Here is a 20,908-nt window from a genome sequence, read left to right as displayed (position 1 = left end):
CGGTCGGTCAGGGGAGCCGCGGGGCCGGTTCACATGCTGGGTCGCCGCCGCGGGGACCGAGTCTACCCCCGATAACATGGTTCGGTGACTCCCGCAGAACTCGCCGAGGTCGTCCTCGCCGCAGCCCACGCCGTCTTCGAAGACCGGGGCCTGGACCGCTCCGCGCTGCCCGCGCAGACCACCGTCGAGCGACCCCGCAGCCCCGAGCACGGCGACTACGCCTCGACGCTGGCGCTGCAGCTCAGCAAGAAGGTCGGCGTGCCCCCGCGAGAGCTCGCCGCCGCCCTCGCCGACCAGCTGGGCAGGGCGCCGGGGATCAAGTCGGTGGAGATCGCCGGCCCGGGCTTCCTCAACATCCGGCTCGACGCGGCCGCCGCCGGCCAGCTCGCCAAGGTCATCGTCGAGGCCGGCCCGGCGTACGGCGGCAGCGACACCCTCGCCGGCCAGCGGATCAACCTGGAGTTCGTCTCGGCGAACCCGACCGGCCCGGTGCACATCGGCGGGGTCCGCTGGGCGGCCGTCGGCGACGCGCTCAGCCGACTGCTCCGCGCGACCGGCGCCGACGTGGGCACCGAGTACTACTTCAACGACGCCGGCTCGCAGATCGACCGGTTCGCCCGCTCGCTGCTCGCCGCCGCCCAGGGCCAGCCGGCCCCCGAGGACGGCTACGGCGGCGCGTACATCGCGGAGATCGCCGCCGAGGTCGTGAAGCGCCGGCCCGAGGTGCTCGACCTCGACGAGGCCGCGGCCCAGGAGGTGTTCCGGGTCGAGGGCGTCCAGCTGATGTTCGCCGAGATCAAGTCGTCGCTGCGCGACTTCGGCGTGGAGTTCGACACCTACTTCAACGAGAAGGACCTGCACGACCGGGGTGAGCTGGACAAGGCGCTCGACCGGCTGCGTGAGCAGGGCCACCTCTACGAGTCCGAGGGCGCCACCTGGCTGCGCACCACCGACTTCGGCGACGACAAGGACCGGGTGCTGCGCAAGTCCAACGGCGAGTGGACCTACTTCGCCGCCGACTGCGCCTACTACCTGGACAAGCGCGAGCGCGGCTTCGAGCGCGTGGTGATCATGCTGGGCGCCGACCACCACGGCTACATCGGCCGGATGAAGGCCATGGCCGCCTGCTTCGGCGACGACCCGGACCGCAACCTGGAGATCCTCATCGGCCAGCTGGTCAACCTCCTCCGCGACGGCGCCCCGGTGCGGATGAGCAAGCGGGCCGGCACCGTGGTCACCCTGGAGGACCTGGTCGACGCCATCGGCGTGGACGCCTCCCGCTACGCGCTGGCCCGCTACTCCAGCGACTCGCCGATCGACATCGACGTGGAGTTGTGGACCCGGGCGAAGAACGACAACCCGGTCTTCTATGTGCAGTACGTCGGCGCGCGGACCGCCAGCGTGGGCCGCAACGCCGCCGAGGTGGGACTGACCCGGGGCGACGCCGACGGGTTCCGCCCGGAGCTGCTCGCCCACGAGAAGGAGAACGAGCTGCTCAAGGCGCTCGCCGAGTTCCCCGCCGTGGTCGCCACCGCCGCGGAGCTGCGCGAGCCGCACCGGGTGGCCCGTTACCTGGAGCAGCGGGTGGCGCAGTCCTACCACCGGTTCTACGACAACTGCCGGATCCTGCCGCGCGGCGACGAGGAGATCACCGACCTGCACCGGGCCCGGCTCTGGCTCAACGACGCCACCCGGGTGGTCATCGCCAACGGCCTGCGCCTGCTCGGCGTCTCGGCCCCGGAGCGGATGTAATGCGGGCGCACGAGGCCGGTGCCCTGCACGGCGACATCGGCAACCGGGGGCCGGCCTGGCTGCGTCCCCCGGTCGACGTCAACGACCTGGTCCCGCTGCTGTGGCCGCGCCACGTGGCGCGCGGCGCGAGTGGCGCGCTCACCGTCGCGGGCCTGGACGTCCGCGACCTGGCCGCCGAGTTCGGCACCCCGGTGTACGTGCTGGACGAGGACGACCTGCGCGCGCGCAGCCGCGAGTTCCGGGACGCCTTCCCGGACGCCGACGTCTACTACGCCGGCAAGGCGTTCCTCTGCCGGGCGGTGGTCCGGATGATCGCCGAGGAGGGCCTGTTCCTCGACGTCTGCACCGGGGGTGAGCTGGCCACCGCCCTGTCGGCCGGTATGCCGCCGGAGCGGATCGGCTTCCACGGCAACAACAAGTCGGTGACCGAGCTGACCCGGGCCGTGGACGCCGGGGTGGGCCGGATCATCGTCGACTCGTTCGCCGAGATCGACCGGCTCACCGCGCTCGCCCGCGAGCGCGGGGTGCGCCCGAAGGTGCTGGTCCGGGTGACCGTCGGTGTGGAGGCGCACACCCACGAGTTCATCGCCACCGCGCACGAGGACCAGAAGTTCGGCTTCTCCCTCGCGGGCGGTGCGGCCGCGGCGGCCGCCTTCAAGATCCTCGACGAGGACGTGCTGGAGCTGCGCGGGCTGCACTCGCACATCGGCTCGCAGATCTTCGACGCGAGCGGCTTCGAGGTCTCGGCCCGCCGGGTGCTCGCCCTCCAGGCGCAGATCCGCGACGCGCGCGGGGTGGAGCTGCCCGAGCTGGACCTGGGCGGCGGCTTCGGCATCGCGTACACGACGCAGGACGACCCGGCGGCCCCGCACGACCTGGCCAAGCGGCTGCGCAAGATCGTCGACGGGGAGTGCGCGGCGGAGAACCTGGCCGTGCCGCACCTGTCCATCGAGCCGGGCCGCGCCATCGTCGGGCCGGCCGTGTTCACCCTCTACGAGGTGGGCACCGTCAAGTCCGTGCCGCTCGGCGGCACTGGCGGCGGCGCAGCGGACGGTCGTGCTTATGTCAGTGTCGACGGGGGGATGAGCGACAACATCCGCACCGCGCTCTACGACGCGTCCTACTCGGCGACCGTCGCCAACCGGGCCTCGGCCGCCGAGCCGATGCTCGCCCGCGTGGTGGGAAAGCACTGTGAGTCCGGGGACATCGTGGTGAAGGATGAATTCCTGCCCGCCGACGTGCAGCCCGGAGATCTTGTCGCGGTGCCCGGCACCGGGGCCTACTGCCGGAGCATGGCCAGCAACTACAACCATGTCCCGCGGCCCCCGGTCGTCGCCGTCCGCGACGGTCGGGCGCGGCTGATCGTCCGCCGGGAGACCGAAGACGACCTGCTCGCATTGGATGTGGGATGACCTCACCCGTTCGCTTGGCCCTGCTCGGCTGCGGCACGGTCGGCAGCGACGTGGTGCGGCTGCTCCACGAGCAGTCGGCCGACCTCGCCGCCCGGATCGGCGCCCCGCTGGAGATCGCCGGCATCGCCGTCCGCCGGGTCGGCCGGGACCGCGGTGACCTGCCGGTCGACCCCGCCCTGTTCACCACCGACCCGCTCGGCCTGATCAAGCGGGACGACGTGGACGTCGTGGTCGAGGTCGTCGGCGGGATCGAGCCGGCCCGCACCTGGCTGGTCGAGGCGCTGCGCGCCGGCAAGAGCGTGGTCACCGCCAACAAGGCGCTGCTCGCCGAGGACGGCGCGACGCTGCACGACGCGGCCGCCGAGGGCGGGGCCGACCTCTACTACGAGGCGAGCGTCGCCGGTGCCATCCCGCTGCTGCGGCCGCTGCGCGAGTCGCTGCACGGCGACCGGATCAACCGGGTCACCGGCATCGTCAACGGCACCACCAACTTCATCCTCTCCGCCATGGACGCCACCGGCGCGGGCTTCGCCGAGGCCCTGGAGGAGGCCACCGAACTGGGGTACGCGGAGGCCGACCCGACGGCCGACGTGGAGGGCTTCGACGCCGCCGCGAAGGCCGCCATCCTCGCCTCGCTGGCGTTCCACACCCGGGTCACCGCCGCCGACGTGCACCGCGAGGGCATCACCGAGGTGACCGCCGCCGACGTGGCCAGCGCCAAGGCCATGGGCTGCACCATCAAGCTGCTCTGCATCGCCGCCCGGGGCGCCGACGCGGCCGGGCGCGAGACGGTCAGCGTCCGGGTGCACCCGGCCATGATCCCGCTGGCCCACCCCCTCGCGGGCGTCGGCGACGCGTTCAACGCCGTGTTCGTCGAGGCCGAGGCGGCCGGGCAGCTCATGTTCTACGGCCGGGGCGCCGGCGGCGCGCCCACCGCCAGCGCGGTCCTCGGCGACGTCGTGGCGGTGGCCCGCAATCGCCTGGCCGGCGTGCACGCGGCCAGCGAGTCGGCGTACGCGGACCTGCCGGTGCGGCCGATGGGCGAGGCGCTCACCCGCTACCACATCAGCCTGGACGTCGCCGACCGGCCGGGTGTGCTGGAGGCGGTGGCCGGGGTCTTCGCCCGGCACGAGGTCTCCATCGCCACCGTGCGGCAGGGCCCGGCCGGCGGCGGCGCCGACGCCGAGCTGGTCATCGTGACCCACGTGGCGCCGGACGCCGCGCTCGCGGCCACCGTCGGAGAGCTGCGCGGGCTGGACATCGTCCGCTCGGTGACGAGCGTGCTGCGGGTCGAGGGCGGGGCGTAGCCGACCGTCCCGCCTGATGGTTAACCGGAGGTGTGCCGGCGGCCGGTCGGGAAGGCTGGTCCACGCTGGTAGGGGCCCCGCGGCGACCGGGGCGGCAGAGGCGAGGAGCGCGACATGTGGCGGGGTCTGATCGAGGCGTACCGCGACCGGCTGCCGGTCACCGACGCCACTCCCGTCGTCACCCTGCACGAGGGGAACACGCCGCTGCTGCCGGCGCCCGTGCTCTCCACCCGGGTCGGCGCCGATGTGTGGCTCAAGGTCGAGGGCGCGAACCCGACCGGCTCGTTCAAGGACCGGGGCATGACGGTCGCCGTCTCCAAGGCCGTCGAGGCCGGTGACAAGGCGATCATCTGCGCCTCCACGGGCAACACCAGCGCCTCCGCCGCCGCGTACGCGGCCCGCGCCGGGATCACCTGCGCCGTGCTCGTGCCGCAGGGCAAGATCGCGCTGGGCAAGCTCGCCCAGGCGCTGGTGCACGGCGCGAAGCTGCTCCAGGTGCAGGGCAACTTCGACGACTGCCTGGCGCTCGCCGGCAAGCTCGCCCAGGACTACCCGGTCGCGCTGGTCAACTCCGTCAACATCGACCGGCTGCACGGGCAGAAGACCGCCGCGTTCGAGATCGTCGAGGCGCTCGGCGACGCCCCCGACATCCACTGCCTGCCGGTCGGCAACGCCGGCAACATCTCCGCCTACTGGATGGGCTACTCGGAGGACCTGCGCGACGGCAACGCCACGAAGGCCCCGAAGATGTACGGCTTCCAGGCGGCCGGCGCTGCGCCGATCGTCACCGGTCAGGTGGTCCCGGAGCCGTCCACCATCGCCACCGCCATCCGGATCGGCAACCCGGCGAGCTGGACCAAGGCCATCGACGCCCGCGACGCCTCCCGCGGGTCGATCTCGGCGGTCACCGACCGGGAGATCCTCTCGGCGTACCGGCTGCTGGCCCGCGAGGTCGGCGTCTTCGTCGAGCTGGGCAGCGCGGCCAGCGTGGCCGGCCTGCTCCAGCAGGCCGCCGCCGGTCGGGTGCCGGCGGGCGCCACCGTGGTCTGCACGGTGACCGGCCACGGCCTCAAGGACCCGGAGTGGGCCATCTCCACGGCCCCCTCCCCGCTGACCATCGCCAACGACGCCCTCGCCGCGGCCCGCTCCCTCGACCTGGTCTGACTCCTTCCGCGCCGGCCGGAACGGGCGGCGTCACGCCGGCCGGGGCCAGTGGGTGGGAGCGTGATCGCGTGCGGCAGACTCGGGCCACCCCGTACACCCCTTTCCAGGAGTGAGTAACGCCCATGTCGCTGCTCGCCAGATTCAGTCTCGCCAACCGGGGGCTGATCGCCCTCATCGCGCTGGTGACCACGGCGTTCGGGGCGTTCGCCGTGCCGTCGCTGAAGCAGCAGCTGCTGCCGTCGCTGGAGTTCCCCGCCGCGTTCATCGTGGCGCCGTACCCGGGCGCCGCGCCGGAGATCGTCGAGGCCCAGGTCGCCGAGCCGATCGAGAACAGCCTCCAGGGCATCCCGGGGCTGGAGAAGGTCACCTCCACCTCGCGCGAGGGCTCCGCCACCGTCCAGGTGCAGTACGAGTTCGGCACCGACCTGGACGACGTGGTCAACAAGATGCAGACCGCGCTGAGCCGCATCGACGCCCAGCTCCCCGAGGGCGTCGACCCGCAGGTGATCGCCGGCAGCACCGACGACCTGCCCGCCGTGGTGGTCGCCGCGACCGGCGGCGCCGACGAGCGGGCCCTGGCCGAGAAGCTGCGCGCCACGGTCGTACCCGAGCTGGAGGGGCTGGACGGGGTCCGCACGGTCGACGTGACCGGTGCCCGCGACCAGGTCGTGACGATCGTTCCCGACCCGGCGAAGCTGGCCGCGGCCCGGCTGGCGCCGACCGCGATCGCCCAGGCGCTGAAGACCAACGGCGTGGCGCTGCCGGCCGGCGCGCTGACCGACGGCGGCCGCTCGCTGCCGGTGCAGGTCGGCACCCCCATCCGCAGCGTCGACGACCTGCGCGGGATCGTGCTCAGCACCGCACCCGCCGCTCCGGTGCGCCTCGGCGACGTGGCCCGGGTGGAGCAGCAGCTCGCCCCGGCCACCGGCTTCACCCGCACCAACGGCAAGCCCAGCCTCGGCATCGCCGTCACCGCCTCGCCCGACGGCAACGCGGTGGCCATCTCGCACGACATCCGGGACCGCCTGGACGAGCTGGAGGCCGCCTCCGGCGCCGACCTGACGGTCGTCTTCGACCAGGCCCCGTTCGTCGAGCGGTCCATCGAGAGCCTCACCACCGAGGGCCTGCTCGGCCTGCTCATGGCGGTCGTGGTCATCCTGGTCTTCCTGCTCTCGGTCCGCTCGACCGTGGTGACCGCGGTCTCCATCCCGCTGTCCGTGCTGGTCGCGCTGATCGTGCTGTGGGCCGGCGACTACTCGCTGAACCTGCTCACTCTCGGCGCGCTGACCATCGCCGTGGGCCGGGTGGTGGACGACTCCATCGTGGTGCTGGAGAACATCAAGCGACACCTGGAGTACGGCGAGCCGAAGCGGGACGCCATCCTGGCCGCCGTCCGTGAGGTGGCCGGCGCGGTGACCGCCTCGACCCTCACCACGGTCGCCGTCTTCGCGCCGATCGCCCTGGTGGGCGGCTTCGTGGGGCAGCTCTTCGCGCCGTTCGCGATCACCGTGACGGTGGCCCTGCTCGCCTCGCTGCTGGTCTCGCTGACCGTGATCCCGGTGCTGGCGTACTGGTTCCTCAAGCCGCCGCGCGGTGGGGCCGACGAGGCCGCCGCGCGGCACGCCGCCGCCGAGAAGGAGCTGCGCAGCCCGTTGCAGCGGGGCTACCTGCCGGTGATCGGCTTCGCCACCCGGTCCCGCGGCACCCGCTGGGCGACCGTGGCGCTGGGCCTGCTCGTGCTCTTCGGCACGTTCGGCCTCGCCCAGAAGCTGGAGACCAACTTCCTGGACGACTCCGGCCAGGACACCCTGGCCATCCAGCAGGAGCTGCCGGCGGGCACCGGGCTGACCGGCACCGACCAGGCCGCCGCCCGGGTGGAGGAGATCCTCCGGCGTACGCCGGGGGTGGCGACGTACCAGGTCAGCGCGGGTGGTGGCGACAACCCGTGGGCGGGCGGCGGCAACGACACCGCCTCCTGGTCGCTGGCGCTCACCGACGACACGGACGCAACCGAGGTCCGCGAGAAGCTGCGCACGGAGTTCGACCGGCTCGGCCCGGAGGCGGGCGAGCTGACCTTCGGCGGCGGGCAGAACGCCTCCGCCAACCAGCTCGAGGTGGTCGTGCAGGCCGCCGACCAGGACACGCTGACCCGCGCGGCCGAGGCCGCCCGGGAAACGATGGCCGGCACGTCGGGCGTCGAGGACGTCACCACCGGCCTGGCCACCCGGGTGCCCCGGGTGGAGGTGACCGTGGACCGGGTCGCCGCGGCGCGCGCCGGGCTGACCGAGGCCGCCGTGGGGCAGGTGGTCGCCCAGGCGTACCGGGGGGCGCCGCTCGGCCAGGTCACCCTGGACGGCACCCCGCAGGACGTGGTGCTGAGCACCGGGGCCCGGCCGCCGCTGAGCGTGGCCGAGCTGCGGGCGCTGCCGGTGGGCCCGGTGAAACTGGACGACATCGCCGACGTCAACCAGGTCGAGGGCCCGCAGCAGGTGAGCCGGATCGACGGCGAGCGGAGCGTGTCGGTGACCGGCACGGCGACCGGCTCGAACCTGGGCGCCACCACGCAGGAGTTGCAGAAGAAGCTGGACGCGCTGGACGTGCCGGGCGCGACGTTCGTCATCGGCGGGGTCAGCGCGGACCAGGCCGACGCCTTCGCCGACCTGGGGCTGGCCGTGCTGGCCGCGATCGCCATCGTCTTCCTGATCATGGTGGGCACGTTCCGTAGCCTGACCCAGGCGCTGATCCTGCTGATCTCGGTGCCGTTCGCGGCGACCGGCGCCATCGGGCTGCTGCTGCTCACCGGGACCCCGCTGGGCGTGCCGGCGCTGATCGGCGTGCTCATGCTGGTCGGCATCGTGGTGACCAACGCGATCGTGCTGCTCGACCTGATCAACCAGTACCGCGGGCAGGGCATGGGCGTGACCGAGGCGGTGGTCGAGGGCGGCCGGCGCCGGCTGCGGCCGATCCTCATGACCGCGGTCGCCACCGTGTTCGCGCTGCTCCCGATGGCGTTCGGCCTGACCGGCGAGGGCGGTTTCATCTCGAAGCCGCTGGCCGTCGTCGTGATCGGCGGCCTGCTCAGCTCGACGCTGCTCACGCTGATCCTGGTGCCGACCCTCTACACGATGGTGGAGCGCACCAAGGAGTCCTTCCGCGAGCGCCGGGCCCGCCGGCGCGGCACGCCGGCGCCCGTCGAGCCGCCGGCGCCGGCGCCGGTGACCGTGGGGGGCGGGGCGGGCCCGGCCGAGGCCGCCGCCCCGCTCGCCGAGCCGCCGGCCCGCCCGTCGGCCGCGCTGGTCGACGGTACGGACCAGTTCGAGGTGCTGCGCCTGCCGAAGAGTCGCCGGTCCCCGCTCCCGCCGACGGAGTAACCGCCGGATCCGGCGAGAGGTGGCCGTCCCCGCGCGGGACGGCCACCTCTCCCTTTCCGGGGGACGGTGGAAACCATCCCGCGGGCGGTACGGTGAGTGAGCTGACACCTACGGTGAGTGCCGGCCCGTCCCGCCGTGCCGGCGGCGGCCGGCCGGAGCGGGAGCGGGGCGATGGCGGACGGCGTGGCCCGGTGGGGCAGGCGCAGGTTGCTGCGCCGCACCGCGCTGCTGGCCGGCGGCGCCGCGCTGGGGGTCGCCGGGACCGCGCAGACCACCTGGATCGCCGACCGCCGCCTCCCGCTGGCCGGTGGGCCGGCCAGCGCCACCCTGGGCAGCCGCTACCAGCAGGTGGGCGGCGGCGGGGTCGAGGTCGTCTGGGCGGTCCGCACCGGCGACCCGCTGGTGGCGCTGACGTTCGACGACGGGCCGCAGCCACAGTGGACCCCCATGGTGCTGGACACCCTGGCCGAGCACCGGGTGCCGGCCACCTTCTTCCTGGTCGGGGAGCGGGCCCGCCGGCACGCCGCGCTGGTCCGCGACCGGCTGGGCGGGCACGAGGTGGGCAACCACAGCTGGGCGCACCACGACCTGGCCCGGATGGACGCCCACACGGCGTACGACGACCTGCGCCGCAGCCACGAGGCCATCGCGGCGGCCACCGGGGTGGCGCCCCGGCTGCTCCGCCCGCCCTGGGGGCACCTGGGCGGCGCGGTCCTCCACGCCGCCGCCCGGCTCAACTACCGGCTGGTCCTCTGGACGCTCCAGATGGTCGAGGCGGAATACCCGCACGACCCGGCCGGGCACGCCCGGCGGATCGTCGCCGACGTGCGGCCGGGCACCATCCTGCTCGGTCACGACGTCGGCCCCGAGCGGCGGCTGGTCGCGCTCGGCGGCCTGCCCGACATGATCAGCGGGCTGCGCGCCCGCGGCTACACCTTCGTCACCGTCTCCGAACTGCTCCGCCGCGCTGCCACCCTGGGGGCGGCCCGATAGGGTTCCGGCGTGTCACCCACCGTCTCGGTCCTCGCCCGCAACCGCGACTTCCGCAACCTCTTCCTCGCCGAGCTGGTGGTCTTCGGCGCCGACTGGTTCGTCATGGTGCCGCTGCTGGTGCTCCTGCCCGAGCTGACCGGCAGCGGGGTGTGGGGGGCGCTGGTGCTCGCCGTGGACACCGGCATGACCGCCCTGCTGCTCCCGTACACCGGCACCATCGCCGACCGGTTCGACCGCCGGAAGATCATGATGGTGGCCAACCTCGCGGCGCTGGCCGGCATCCTGCTGCTGCTCGGTGTCCGCAGCGCCGGCACCGCCTGGCTGGCCCTCGTGTCGATCGCCGCCGTGGCGGTGGCCAAGGCGTTCTACTCGCCGGCCGCCCAGGCCGCCCTGCCCAACGTGCTCGACCCGGCCGACCTGGCCGCCGGCAACGCGATCGCCGGCTCGGCCTGGGGCACGATGACCGTGGTCGGCGCCTCGCTCGGGGGCATGCTCAGCGCCGCCGCCGGCCCGTACACCAGCTTCTGGGTGGCGGCGGTCGGCCTGGCCGGGGCCGCGGGCCTGGCCGCGCGGATCCGCCGGCCGTTGCAGGCGCCCCGCGACCCGGCGGCGGCCGTCCCGCGCACCTGGGCGGCGATCCGCGAGGCGCTCGGCTACATCGCGCACCGGCCGCGGGTGCTCGCCCTGGTCACCGTGAAGTCGGCGGTCGGCCTGGGCAACGGCGTGCTGACCGTCTTCCCGCTGCTCGCCGGGCTGTACGGGGTCGGCGCCATCGGCACCGGCCTGCTCTTCGCCTCGCGCGGCGCGGGCGCGCTGGTCGGCCCGATCCTGATGCGCCGGGTGCTCAGCAACCGCGCCTGGCTGCTCACCGGCCTGGCCCTGTCGATGTCCCTCTACGGCCTGGCCTACCTCGGGGTCTCGGCGGTGGACTGGTTCCCGCTGGCGCTGGTCCTGGTCTTTCTGGCCCACCTGGGCGGCGGCAGCAACTGGGTGCTGTCCAACTACGCCCTGCAGGGCGAGGTGCCGGACCGGTTGCGCGGGCGGGTCTTCGCCACCGACATGATGCTGGCGACCCTGGCCATCTCGGTCAGCCAGCTGGTCGTGGCGCTGGTGGTCGACACGGTCGACGAGCGCGTCGTGCTGGCCGGCTGCGGCCTGGTCACGGTCGTCTACGCGGTGGGCTGGCGGCTCGCCACCCGGCGGCTGTCGCTCACCGACCCGGTCGAGGAACCGGAGACCTGCCGCACCCCGTGAGTGGGGATCGCCCTTCCCACGGTCCGGGCGATCCGGCGCGCTGTCGGGGCCGGGCCCTAGCATGAGCCCGTGCCGACGACTTTCACCTCCGGGCCGGTCCGGGTCCGGGTGCCCGCGACCAGCGCGAACCTCGGCCCGGGCTTCGACTCGCTCGGGCTGGCCCTCGGGCTGCACGACGACGTGGCGGCCGAGGTGACCGATGGCGGCGTACGGGTGGCGGTGACCGGGGAGGGCGCCGGCGAGCTGCCCGGCGACGACCGCCACCTGGTGGTGACCGCCATGCGGGCGGCCTTCGACGTGCTCGGCGCGCAGCCGGCCGGGCTGGCGCTGGAGTGCGTCAACCGGATCCCGCAGGCGCGCGGTCTCGGGTCCTCCTCGGCGGCCATCGTGGCCGGGGTCCTGCTGGCCCGGGCGTTGGTCGCCGACGGCGCGGCGCGGCTGGACGACGCCGCCGCGCTCCGGCTCGCCTCGGAGCTGGAGGGTCACCCCGACAACGTGGCGCCCTGCCTGCTCGGCGGCTTCACGGTCGCCTGGACCGAGCCGGCCGGCGCCCGGGCGGTCACCCTGCCCGTGGCCGAGGCGGTCCGGCCCACCGTCTTCGTCCCGGGCGAGCGCGGGCTGACCTCGGTCGCCCGGGCGGCGCTGCCGGCGACGGTGCCGCACGGCGACGCGGCGCTGACCGCGGGCCGGGCCGCGCTGCTGGTGCACGCGCTGACCGCCGATCCGGGACTGCTGCTGCCGGCCACCGTCGACCGGCTGCACCAGGACTACCGGGCCGAGGGGATGCCGGCCACCGCCGCCCTGGTGGTCGCGCTCCGTGCGGCGGGTGTGGCGGCTGTGGTGAGTGGGGCGGGGCCGACCGTGCTGGCGTTGTCCCAGGTCCCCGCGGGATTCCAGGCGGGAACAGATTGGCGTCGGTGGGAGTTGCCGATAGACGTCAGCGGTGCCCGGGTTGCCCGGGGTAGACTGGGACACGCCGAGCGGGACCCTGTTGCCGCAGGTCGGAAGAGTTGATTACGCTCTACACCTAGCACAGCCGCGAAGCATGCGATCTCCTGCGGGTCGGCGCACCCCCGAAGCTCTCGGCGGTCAGCCCGTCACCCCTGCCAAAGGCCCACGCCGCGCCGCAGTTTCCACAGGTCGCCGCAGACGGCGAGACCTGCTCACCGATGTTGGTGAGTCGGGAAACCGACCGGCTGCTGTGTCACAGACTCCCGCGACGCGTCCATGCGAGGCGGGTGCACCGAGGCCGCCCGGCCACCTGTTCTCGACTCCGGGCAGCCCCGGCCTATCGAGGGAAGGAATCCATTGAGCGACACCACCGACGTGACGTCGGATGTTTCCAACGTCGCTGGCGATGCCACCACTGCCGCCCCCACACGCCGTCGGCGCAGCGGCACCGGCCTGTCGGCGATGCTGCTGCCTGAGCTCCAGAGCCTGGCCGCGTCGCTCGGTATCTCCGGTACGGCTCGCATGCGCAAGGGCGAGCTGATCAGCGCGATCACCGAGCGGCAGGGCGGCGCCGCCGCCGGAACCCCTCGACCGCGGGCCGAGGTCGCGGCCGCGGCCGCTCCGGCCCGGGAGGAGGTGCACGCCGAGGTCCGCGAGGAGCGGGCCGAGACCGAGCGTCGCGCCGCCGAGCCGGCGCCGGCCGCCGAGGCGACCGAGGGCCGCACCCGCAGCCGCCGGAGCCGTGCGGCCGCCGCGACCACCGAGGCGCGACCGGCCGAGACGCGTGCCGAGGAGGCTCCCGCCGAGACCGGCGAGCGTGCCGATCGGGGCGAGCGGGCCGAGCGGGCCGAGCGCGGCGGTGACCGGGCCGAGCGCGGTGAGGGCCGGGGCCGCGAGCGTGGCGGCGAGCGGGCCGAGCGCGGCGGTGAGCGGGCCGAGCGCGGCGGTGAGCGGGCCGAGCGCGGCGGTGAGCGGGCCGAGCGCGCCGACCGTGGCGAGCGGGCCGACCGTGGCGAGCGGGCGGACCGGGGCGAGCGCAACGAGCGGGGCGAGCGTGCCGAGCGGGGCGAGCGCAACGAGCGGGGCGAGCGCGGTGACCGGGGTGAGCGCAACGACCGGGGCGACCGCAACGACCGTGGCCAGCGCGCCGAGCGCAACGACGACGGTGACGACGACGGCGAGGGCGGCGGCCGGCGCGGCCGGCGCAGCCGGTTCCGGGACCGTCGGCGCGGCCGCGGCGACCGCCCCGAGGGCGGCGACGGTGGCGGCCGCGAGCCGCAGGTCGGCGAGGACGACGTGCTCGTCCCGGTGGCCGGCATCATCGACGTGCTCGACAACTACGCCTTCGTCCGGACCACCGGCTACCTGGCCGGCCCGAACGACGTCTACGTCTCGATGTCCCAGATCAAGAAGTACGGCCTGCGCCGCGGTGACGCGATCACCGGCGCGGTCCGGGCCGCCCGCGACAGTGGCAGCGAGCAGCGGCGGGACAAGTACAACCCGCTGGTGCGGCTCGACACCATCAACGGGATGGAGCCGGACGAGGCGAAGCGCCGGCCGGAGTTCTACAAGCTCACTCCGCTGTACCCGCAGGAGCGGCTGCGGCTGGAGACCGAGCCGCACATCCTGACCACCCGGGTCATCGACCTGGTGATGCCGATCGGCAAGGGCCAGCGGGCGCTGATCGTCTCGCCGCCGAAGGCGGGTAAGACGATGGTGCTGCAGGCGATCGCGAACGCGATCACCCGCAACAACCCGGAGTGCCACCTCATGGTGGTGCTGGTCGACGAGCGGCCGGAAGAGGTCACCGACATGCAGCGGTCGGTGAAGGGCGAGGTCATCGCGGCCACGTTCGACCGTCCGCCGCAGGACCACACCACGGTGGCGGAGCTGGCGATCGAGCGGGCGAAGCGCCTGGTCGAGCTGGGCCACGACGTGGTCGTGCTGCTCGACTCGGTGACCCGCCTCGGCCGGTCGTACAACCTGGCGGCGCCGGCCAGCGGCCGGATCATGTCGGGTGGTATCGACTCCACCGCGCTCTACCCGCCGAAGCGCTTCCTGGGCGCGGCGCGGAACATCGAGAACGGTGGCTCCCTGACCATCCTCGCGACCGCGCTGGTGGAGACCGGCTCGATGGCCGACACGGTCATCTTCGAGGAGTTCAAGGGCACCGGCAACGCCGAGCTGAAGCTGGACCGGAAGATCGCCGACAAGCGGGTCTTCCCGGCGATCGACATCAACCCCTCCGGCACCCGCAAGGAGGAGGTCCTGCTCGCGCCGGAGGAGCTGGCGATCATCCACAAGCTCCGCAAGGTGCTGCACTCGCTGGACTCGCAGGCGGCGCTCGACCTCCTGCTGGACCGGCTCAAGCAGTCCCGCACGAACATCGAGTTCCTGATGCAGATCGCGAAGTCCACCCCGGGCGAGTGATCTGAGGAGTTCCGGAGAGGGGCACGGCCTGCGGGCCGTGCCCCTCTTCGCGTACCCGGGCGGGGGAGCCGTGAAGTTTTTCTTCGGTTAAGCCGGAGGGTATTGAAACTTCTGTTCAGTCTCGGGTTGACTGTGGTCCATGCGAATCCGCAGTCGATCCGCCCGTCTCGCCGGCGTCCTGCTGCTGACGCCGCTGCTCACCCTCGCCGCTCCGGTCCCGCCCGGTGCGGCGGCGGCCGTGGCCCAGCCGCACACCCCGGCCGAGGACGCGCCCCCCGCCTCCTCCCGTCCCGATTCCGCCGTCGCCCTCGCCGGCGAGGCCGGCGTGGAGCCGGCCGGCGGCCTGGAGACCGCGAAGACCACCCGTCCGGTCGCCCCCGGACTCGACCTGACCTCCTTCGACCGGTACGACGCCGACGGCTGGTTGCGGGCCGACGCCCTCACGGCCGACCTCTCCGGTGGCGTCACCGTCGACTACGTCAACTCCGGCGCGGTCACCCGCGACGAGCCGCTGCGCGCGGCGGTGGACCGCTCCCGGGCGGTGGCCGCCGTCAACGGCGACTTCTTCGACATCAACGCCTCCGGCGCCGCGCAGGGCATCGGCATCCGCTCCGGCGAGCTGGTGCAGTCGCCGGTGGCCGGGCACACCAACGCCGCCGCGGTCAGCGCCGAGGGGATCGGCCGGGTCGTCCAGGTCGGCTTCGAGGGCACCGCCACCCTGCCCGCCGGGCCGGTGCCGCTGACCCAGTTCAACAACATGGTGCAGCCGGGCGGCGTGGGCGTCTTCACCCCGCTCTGGGGGGCGTACACCCGCAAGCGGGCCGTCGAGGGCGCCGCGCGGGTGGTCGAGGTGACCGTGACCGGCGGCCGGGTCGCGACCGTGGCCACCACGGCGGGGGAGGGCCCCATCCCGGCCGGGACCTCGGTCGTCCTCGGCCGTGAGGCCGGCGCGGACGCGCTCGCCGCGCTGCGCCCCGGCGACCCGGTCGACCTGACCTGGCGGCCGAAGGCGTCCGACGGGAGCAGCCCGCGGGCCGCCGTCGGCGGCGGCAGTGTGCTGGTCCGCGACGGCGTGGTGCAGACCATCGCCGACGGCAGCCTGGCCCCGCGCACGTCGGTCGGCTTCTCCGCCGACGGCCGCCGGATGATCATGCTGACGGTGGACGGCCGGCAGGTGGACAGCCGGGGCGTCACCCAGACCGAGATGGGCCGGATGATGGTCGAGCTGGGCGCGTGGAGCGCGCTCAACCTCGACGGCGGCGGCTCCTCCACCCTGCTGGCCCGGGAGCCGGGCGCGGCGGCGGTCCAGGTGGAGAACAGCCCCTCCGACGGCAGCGAGCGGCCGGTGCCGAACGGCCTGGCCATCTACGCCCCGCGGGGCAGCGGCCGGCTCACCGGCTACTGGCTGGAAACCGCCAGCGACCCCACCGCCGCGCCGGGCGTCGCCCCGATCCGGGGCGGCCGCCCCGACCGGGTCTTCCCCGGCCTCACCCGCCGGCTCAGCGCGGCGGGCTACGACGAGACGTACGGGCCGGCCGCCGGCACGCCGCGCTGGCGGGCCAACCCGGCCGCCCAGGGCACCGTGGACGACGGCGTGTTCCGGGCCGGCAAGGCCGGGCGCAGCACCGTCACGGCCTGGCGCGGCGCGGCGCGCGGCACCCTCGACCTGACCGTGCTCGGCCCGCTGGAGCGCGTCGACTCCACGGTGGACCGGCTCGGCCTCAACCAGCAGGGCGACACCGGCCTGTTCGGCGTGGTCGGCTACGACGCGGAGGGCAACACCGCGCCGATCGAACCGGCCGACCTGAAACTGGAGTACGACCACGACCTGCTCACCGTCACCCCCACGGCCGACGGCAACCTGTCGGTCACGGCGCTCGGCGGCACCGGCTCGGCGCTGGTGACCGTCCGGGTCGGCGCGAAGACCACCGTGCTGCCGGTCACCGTCGGGCTCACCGACGTGCCGGTGGCCGGCTTCGACGACGCCGCCTCCTGGAAGTTCAGCCAGGCGCGGGCCAGCGGAGCGGTCGCCCCGGCCGAGGGGCACACCGGCACCGGCCTGAAGATGTCGTACGACTTCGGCCAGTCCACCGGCACCCGCGCCGCGTACGCGGACCCGCCGGCCTGGATCGACGTGCCCGGCCAGCCGCAGGCGTTCGGCATGTGGATCAAGGGCAACGGCACCGGGGAGTGGCCCAGCCTGCACCTCCACGACGCCCAGGACACCCAGTTCGTGCTGCGCGGCCCCTACCTGACCTGGACCGGCTGGCGCTACGTCGAGTTCACCGTCCCGCCCGGCGTGCAGTACCCCGTGCGGGTGCGCCGGTTCTACGTGGCCGAGACCGACCCGGCCAAGCAGTACCGGAGCGAGGTCGTCATCGACGACCTGGTGGCCCGGGTGCCCCCGACGGTGCAGGCGCCGGAGGAGCCGAACATCACCGACCGGGTGGTGCTGCGCGACGGCACGGTCGACGGGGCGCCCTGGCGCTTCGCCGTCATGTCCGACGCCCAGTTCGTGGCCGCGAACCCGGACAGCGACCTGGTCGCCCAGGCCCGCCGCACGCTCCGCGAGATCCGTGCGGCGAAGCCCGACTTCCTGGTCATCGACGGGGACTTCGTGGACACCGCCTACCCGGCGGACTTCGCGCTGGCCAAGCGGATCCTGGACGAGGAACTGGGCGGCGAGCTGCCGTACTACTACGTCCCCGGCAACCACGAGATCATGGGCGCGCCGATCGACAACTTCCGGAGCGTGTTCGGGGACACCTCGCGGGTCTTCGACCACCGGGGCACCCGCTTCCTCACGCTGAGCACGGCCACCGGGTCCCTGCGCGGCGGCGGGTTCGACCAGGTGGAGCTGCTGCGGAAGACGCTCGACGCGGCGGCCGCGGACCCGGCGGTCGGCTCGGTCACCGTGCTCTTCCACCACCCGCCCCGCGATCCCAGCCCCGCCAAGGCCAGCCAGCTCGGTGACCGGAAGGAGGCGGCCCTCGTGGAGCAGTGGCTGGCCGACTTCCAGCACCGCACGGGCAAGGGCGCGCTCATGGTCAACGGGCACGTCGGCACCTTCCACGCCGACCGGGTGGACGGCGTGCCGTACGTGATCAACGGCAACTCGGGCAAGGACCCGTCCACCCCGCCCCAGCTCGGCGGCTTCACCGGCTGGACCGAGTTCGGGGTCGACCCGGTGACCCGGCAGGAGGCGGAGCGGGCCCGGCGGGACCCGCTCGCCGAGGGCCCGCGCTGGATCGCGGCGGAGTTCCACGCCCACGTCGACCGGCTCGCCCTGGCCGCCCCCGCCGAGGTCGCGGTCGGCGCCCCGGCCACCGTCACGGCCACGCTCACCCAGCCGGGTGGCCGTACCGTCCCGGTGGCCGCCCCGGTCAGCGCCGACTGGTCCGGCTCGCCGAACCTGCTCATCGGTGGCGCCGGCGGGGTGAAGCCCTGGCACGTGGCCCGCTTCGACCCGGCGACCGGGCGGCTGACCGCGCTGCGCCCCGGCGGACGGGTGCTGCTCGTGGTCACCGTCAACGGCGTCCGCGCCGAGGCGGCGGTGACCCTCACGGCCGCGGAGGCGCCCGCCGCCTGACGGCCCCGCCGGCGGGCTCCTCAACCTGGGGGAGGAGCCCGCCCGGCGGGCGCGGCGTTAGGAGGGGCCCCCTGCTCTACCGAAGGCGTTAACAGGGGGCCCTTCCTTGCATCTCAGAAGTCGCCCTCGGCGACCTGGAAGACGGTCAGGCCGAGTGAGCGCCACATCCGGACCACCTGCTGCCGGTCGTCGAAGACCCCGACCACCCGGTACCGGTCCTTGATCTCCCGCTCATAGATCTCCCGCTTGACGACGGCGTCCTTGCGGTGGTCGCCGACCGCCCGCAGATGCAGCGCCAGGTAGGGCACCCGGACGTGCCGGGCCAGCCAGGCCTCCGTGTCGGCCCGGGCCGAGGCGTCCCGGCCCGAGCAGAAGACCACCCCGTGCCCGGCCGCGTGCATGGCCCGCACCGCCGCGATCACCGCCTCGTTCGGCGCGTCCTCGCCGACCCGGGTCATGTCGTACGGGCTGCGCGACACGTTCAACGCCACCGTGCCGTCGATGTCGACAAGCACGATGTCGGGGCGCTCGGCGGCCTCCCGCTCGACCCGGGCCGGGCCGCCGGTCGGGGCGGTCGGCACCGGCAGCGGTAACGGGCGGTTCGCCAGGTAGCGCTCGTGCAGCCGGCGGATCGCGGCCTCGCCGACCCGGTCCACCTCGGGGCGCGCGGCGTCCCGGCGCAGGCACTCCTCCAGCGGGACGTCGGTGAAGTCGTGCACCTCGAACGCCGCGCCGTACCGGGCGGCCAGCTCGGCCCAGTCCCGCAGGGTGCGCGAGCGCAGGTTGGTGTCGTCGACGCAGACGCTCACCCGGGCCGCCAGCAGCGTCTCCACCTGGGCCCGCTGCGCCCGGGTGACCTGCCCCTCGGCCCACTGGGTGAAGAGCCGCTCGCCGTGCATCATCCGGCGCAGGTCGTCGCGGTTGACCCGGACCACGCCGGGCTGGAGCCGCCGGGCGAAGGTGGTCTTGCCGGAGGCGGGCAGCCCGCGGGTGGCGATCAGGCGGAACATCCCGTACCTCCCGTTCATGCCTCTGCAGTCTCCACGAATGCCCGCGGGACGGGCGGGAATGCGTACGGGGAGGTGAGCGTTGCGTCTGCCGGACCTGGTGTGCGGCCCGCTCGACGGGTCGGTGGAAGCCCATGGCACACTGGTCAATCGGCCACCGGTTCCGGTTCACGCCCGAGCCCGTCGTGACGACGGGGAGCACGACGGCGACCCGGCGACCACCGACGAAAGGACCGAGGCGACATGAAGCCCAACATCCACCCGGAGTACGTGACCACCGAGGTCCGCTGCTCCTGCGGTAACACGTTCGCGACCCGCAGCACCGCCAAGGGCGGTTCGATCAGCGTCGAGACCTGCAGCGCCTGCCACCCGTTCTACACGGGCAAGCAGCGCGTGCTGGACACCGCCGGTCGGGTCGCGAAGTTCCAGCAGAAGTACGCCAAGGTTCAGGCCAAGAAGGCCAAGTAGCTCCGTCGACGACGCCCGTGTCCGGCTCCGTGCCGGGCGCGGGCGTTCGTCCGTTCGTGCCGGTTTCCGCCCGGCCCCGCCCGGTCGTCGTCGTTGTCGTCGAAGGAGCATCCGCAGCATGAGCAGTGAGCGCCTGGCCGCCCTCCTCGACGAGTACGCCGAGCTGGAGCGGCGGCTGGCCGACCCCGCCATCCACGCCGACCAGGGCACCGCCCGGCGGGTCGGCCGGCGCTACGCGGAGCTGGTCCCGCTGCACAAGGCCGCCGGCGAGCTGGAGGAGGCGCGGGCCGACCTGGCCGCCGCCCGCGAGCTGGCCGCCGAGGACCCGGCCTTCGCCGCCGAGGCCGACGCCATCGCGGCGTCCCTGCCGGCGCTGGAGGAGCGGCTGGCCGAGCTGCTCATCCCGCGCGACCCGCACGACGCCAAGGACGTCATCGTCGAGATCAAGGCCGGCGAGGGCGGCGAGGAGTCGGCGCTGTTCGCCGGCGACCTGCTGCGGATGTACACCCGCTACGCCGAGCGGCGCGGCTGGGTCACCGAGGTGATCGACGCGCAGGACTCCGACCTCGGCGGGGTCAAGGACGTCTCCCTGGCGATCAAGACCAAGGGCGTGCCGGAGGGCGGCAACGGGGTCTGGTCCCGGCTCAAGTGGGAGGGCGGCGTGCACCGGGTGCAGCGCGTCCCGGTCACCGAGTCGCAGGGCCGGATCCACACCAGCGCGGCCGGCGTCCTCGTGCTGCCCGAGGCCGAGGACGTGGACGTCACCATCGACCCGAACGACCTGCGGATCGACGTGTTCCGCTCGTCCGGGCCGGGCGGCCAGTCGGTCAACACCACCGACTCGGCGGTCCGGATCACCCACGTGCCCACCGGCATCGTGGTGTCCTGCCAGAACGAGAAGTCGCAGCTGCAGAACCGCGAGCAGGCCATGCGGATCCTGCGGGCCCGGCTGCTCGCCGCGGCCCAGGAGCAGGCCGACGCGGCCGCCTCGGACGCGCGCAAGGCGCAGGTGCGCACCGTGGACCGGTCGGAGCGGATCCGCACCTACAACTTCCCGCAGAACCGGATCACCGACCACCGGATCGGCTACACGGCGTACAACCTCGACCTGGCGCTGGCGGGCGAGCTGGACGGGGTGCTCGACGCCCTGGGTGAGGCCGACCGCGCCGCCCGGCTGGCCGGCGGAACCGAGCTGGCCCGGCGCTGACCT

13 protein-coding genes are annotated in these 20,908 nt (G+C 74.1%); 12 read left to right on the top strand and 1 reads right to left on the bottom strand.

From position 1 onward, the window contains the following. Nucleotides 1–84 precede the first annotated feature (84 nt). The 10 genes from argS (at nucleotide 85) to ABZS80_RS13925 (ending at nucleotide 18,223) form a co-directional block, all read left to right on the top strand. Nucleotides 85–1,752, top strand: coding sequence for an arginine--tRNA ligase (argS, locus tag ABZS80_RS13970; protein ID WP_355056072.1), 1,668 nt, complete (start codon nucleotides 85–87; stop codon nucleotides 1,750–1,752). Continuing rightward, nucleotides 1,752–3,164, top strand: a complete 1,413-nt coding sequence (gene lysA / locus ABZS80_RS13965) for a diaminopimelate decarboxylase (RefSeq protein WP_355056071.1) — start codon at nucleotides 1,752–1,754, stop codon at nucleotides 3,162–3,164. The genes argS and lysA overlap by 1 nt, the downstream gene beginning before the upstream one ends. Beyond that, complete coding sequence (locus ABZS80_RS13960) at nucleotides 3,161–4,471, top strand: homoserine dehydrogenase (RefSeq protein ID WP_355056070.1); 1,311 nt, start codon at nucleotides 3,161–3,163, stop codon at nucleotides 4,469–4,471. The genes lysA and ABZS80_RS13960 overlap by 4 nt, the downstream gene beginning before the upstream one ends. A gap of 114 nt (nucleotides 4,472–4,585) precedes the next feature. Further along, on the top strand, nucleotides 4,586–5,635 hold the full coding sequence (gene thrC / locus ABZS80_RS13955; protein WP_355056069.1) for a threonine synthase: 1,050 nt from the start codon (nucleotides 4,586–4,588) through the stop codon (nucleotides 5,633–5,635). Between the two features lie 122 nt (nucleotides 5,636–5,757). Then, nucleotides 5,758–9,006: an efflux RND transporter permease subunit gene (locus ABZS80_RS13950; RefSeq protein WP_355056068.1), complete on the top strand. Its 3,249-nt coding sequence runs from the start codon at nucleotides 5,758–5,760 to the stop codon at nucleotides 9,004–9,006. 171 nt (nucleotides 9,007–9,177) lie between these two features. Continuing rightward, complete coding sequence (locus tag ABZS80_RS13945; protein WP_355056067.1) at nucleotides 9,178–9,999, top strand: polysaccharide deacetylase family protein; 822 nt, start codon at nucleotides 9,178–9,180, stop codon at nucleotides 9,997–9,999. Between the two features lie 9 nt (nucleotides 10,000–10,008). After that, nucleotides 10,009–11,253, top strand: coding sequence for an MFS transporter (locus tag ABZS80_RS13940; RefSeq protein ID WP_355056066.1), 1,245 nt, complete (start codon nucleotides 10,009–10,011; stop codon nucleotides 11,251–11,253). 69 nt (nucleotides 11,254–11,322) lie between these two features. Continuing rightward, nucleotides 11,323–12,267, top strand: a complete 945-nt coding sequence (thrB, locus tag ABZS80_RS13935; protein WP_355056065.1) for a homoserine kinase — start codon at nucleotides 11,323–11,325, stop codon at nucleotides 12,265–12,267. A 294-nt stretch (nucleotides 12,268–12,561) separates the two neighbouring features. Beyond that, complete coding sequence (gene rho / locus ABZS80_RS13930; RefSeq protein WP_355056064.1) at nucleotides 12,562–14,634, top strand: transcription termination factor Rho; 2,073 nt, start codon at nucleotides 12,562–12,564, stop codon at nucleotides 14,632–14,634. Between the two features lie 139 nt (nucleotides 14,635–14,773). Next, nucleotides 14,774–18,223, top strand: a complete 3,450-nt coding sequence (locus ABZS80_RS13925) for a phosphodiester glycosidase family protein (protein WP_355056063.1) — start codon at nucleotides 14,774–14,776, stop codon at nucleotides 18,221–18,223. Nucleotides 18,224–18,336: 113 nt separating this feature from the next. Here ABZS80_RS13925 and ABZS80_RS13920 read toward each other — a convergent pair whose 3' ends face one another. Then, a complete protein-coding gene (locus ABZS80_RS13920; protein ID WP_355056062.1) occupies nucleotides 18,337–19,251 on the bottom strand; it encodes an AAA family ATPase in 915 nt (304 codons plus the stop codon). Between the two features lie 222 nt (nucleotides 19,252–19,473). Here ABZS80_RS13920 and rpmE point away from each other — a divergent pair, with 222 nt between their 5' ends. Together rpmE and prfA are read left to right on the top strand one after the other, a co-directional pair. Next, nucleotides 19,474–19,698, top strand: a complete 225-nt coding sequence (gene rpmE / locus ABZS80_RS13915; protein ID WP_355056061.1) for a 50S ribosomal protein L31 — start codon at nucleotides 19,474–19,476, stop codon at nucleotides 19,696–19,698. A 118-nt stretch (nucleotides 19,699–19,816) separates the two neighbouring features. Then, complete coding sequence (gene prfA, locus ABZS80_RS13910; RefSeq protein WP_355056060.1) at nucleotides 19,817–20,905, top strand: peptide chain release factor 1; 1,089 nt, start codon at nucleotides 19,817–19,819, stop codon at nucleotides 20,903–20,905. Nucleotides 20,906–20,908 lie beyond the last annotated feature (3 nt).

The organism is Micromonospora sp. NPDC005305 (assembly GCF_040607315.1).
In the GTDB taxonomy this organism is placed as follows: Bacteria; Actinomycetota; Actinomycetes; order Mycobacteriales; family Micromonosporaceae; genus Micromonospora.
Note: the sequence above shows the minus strand (reverse complement) of the source record. Positions and strands in the feature narration are given on the sequence as shown.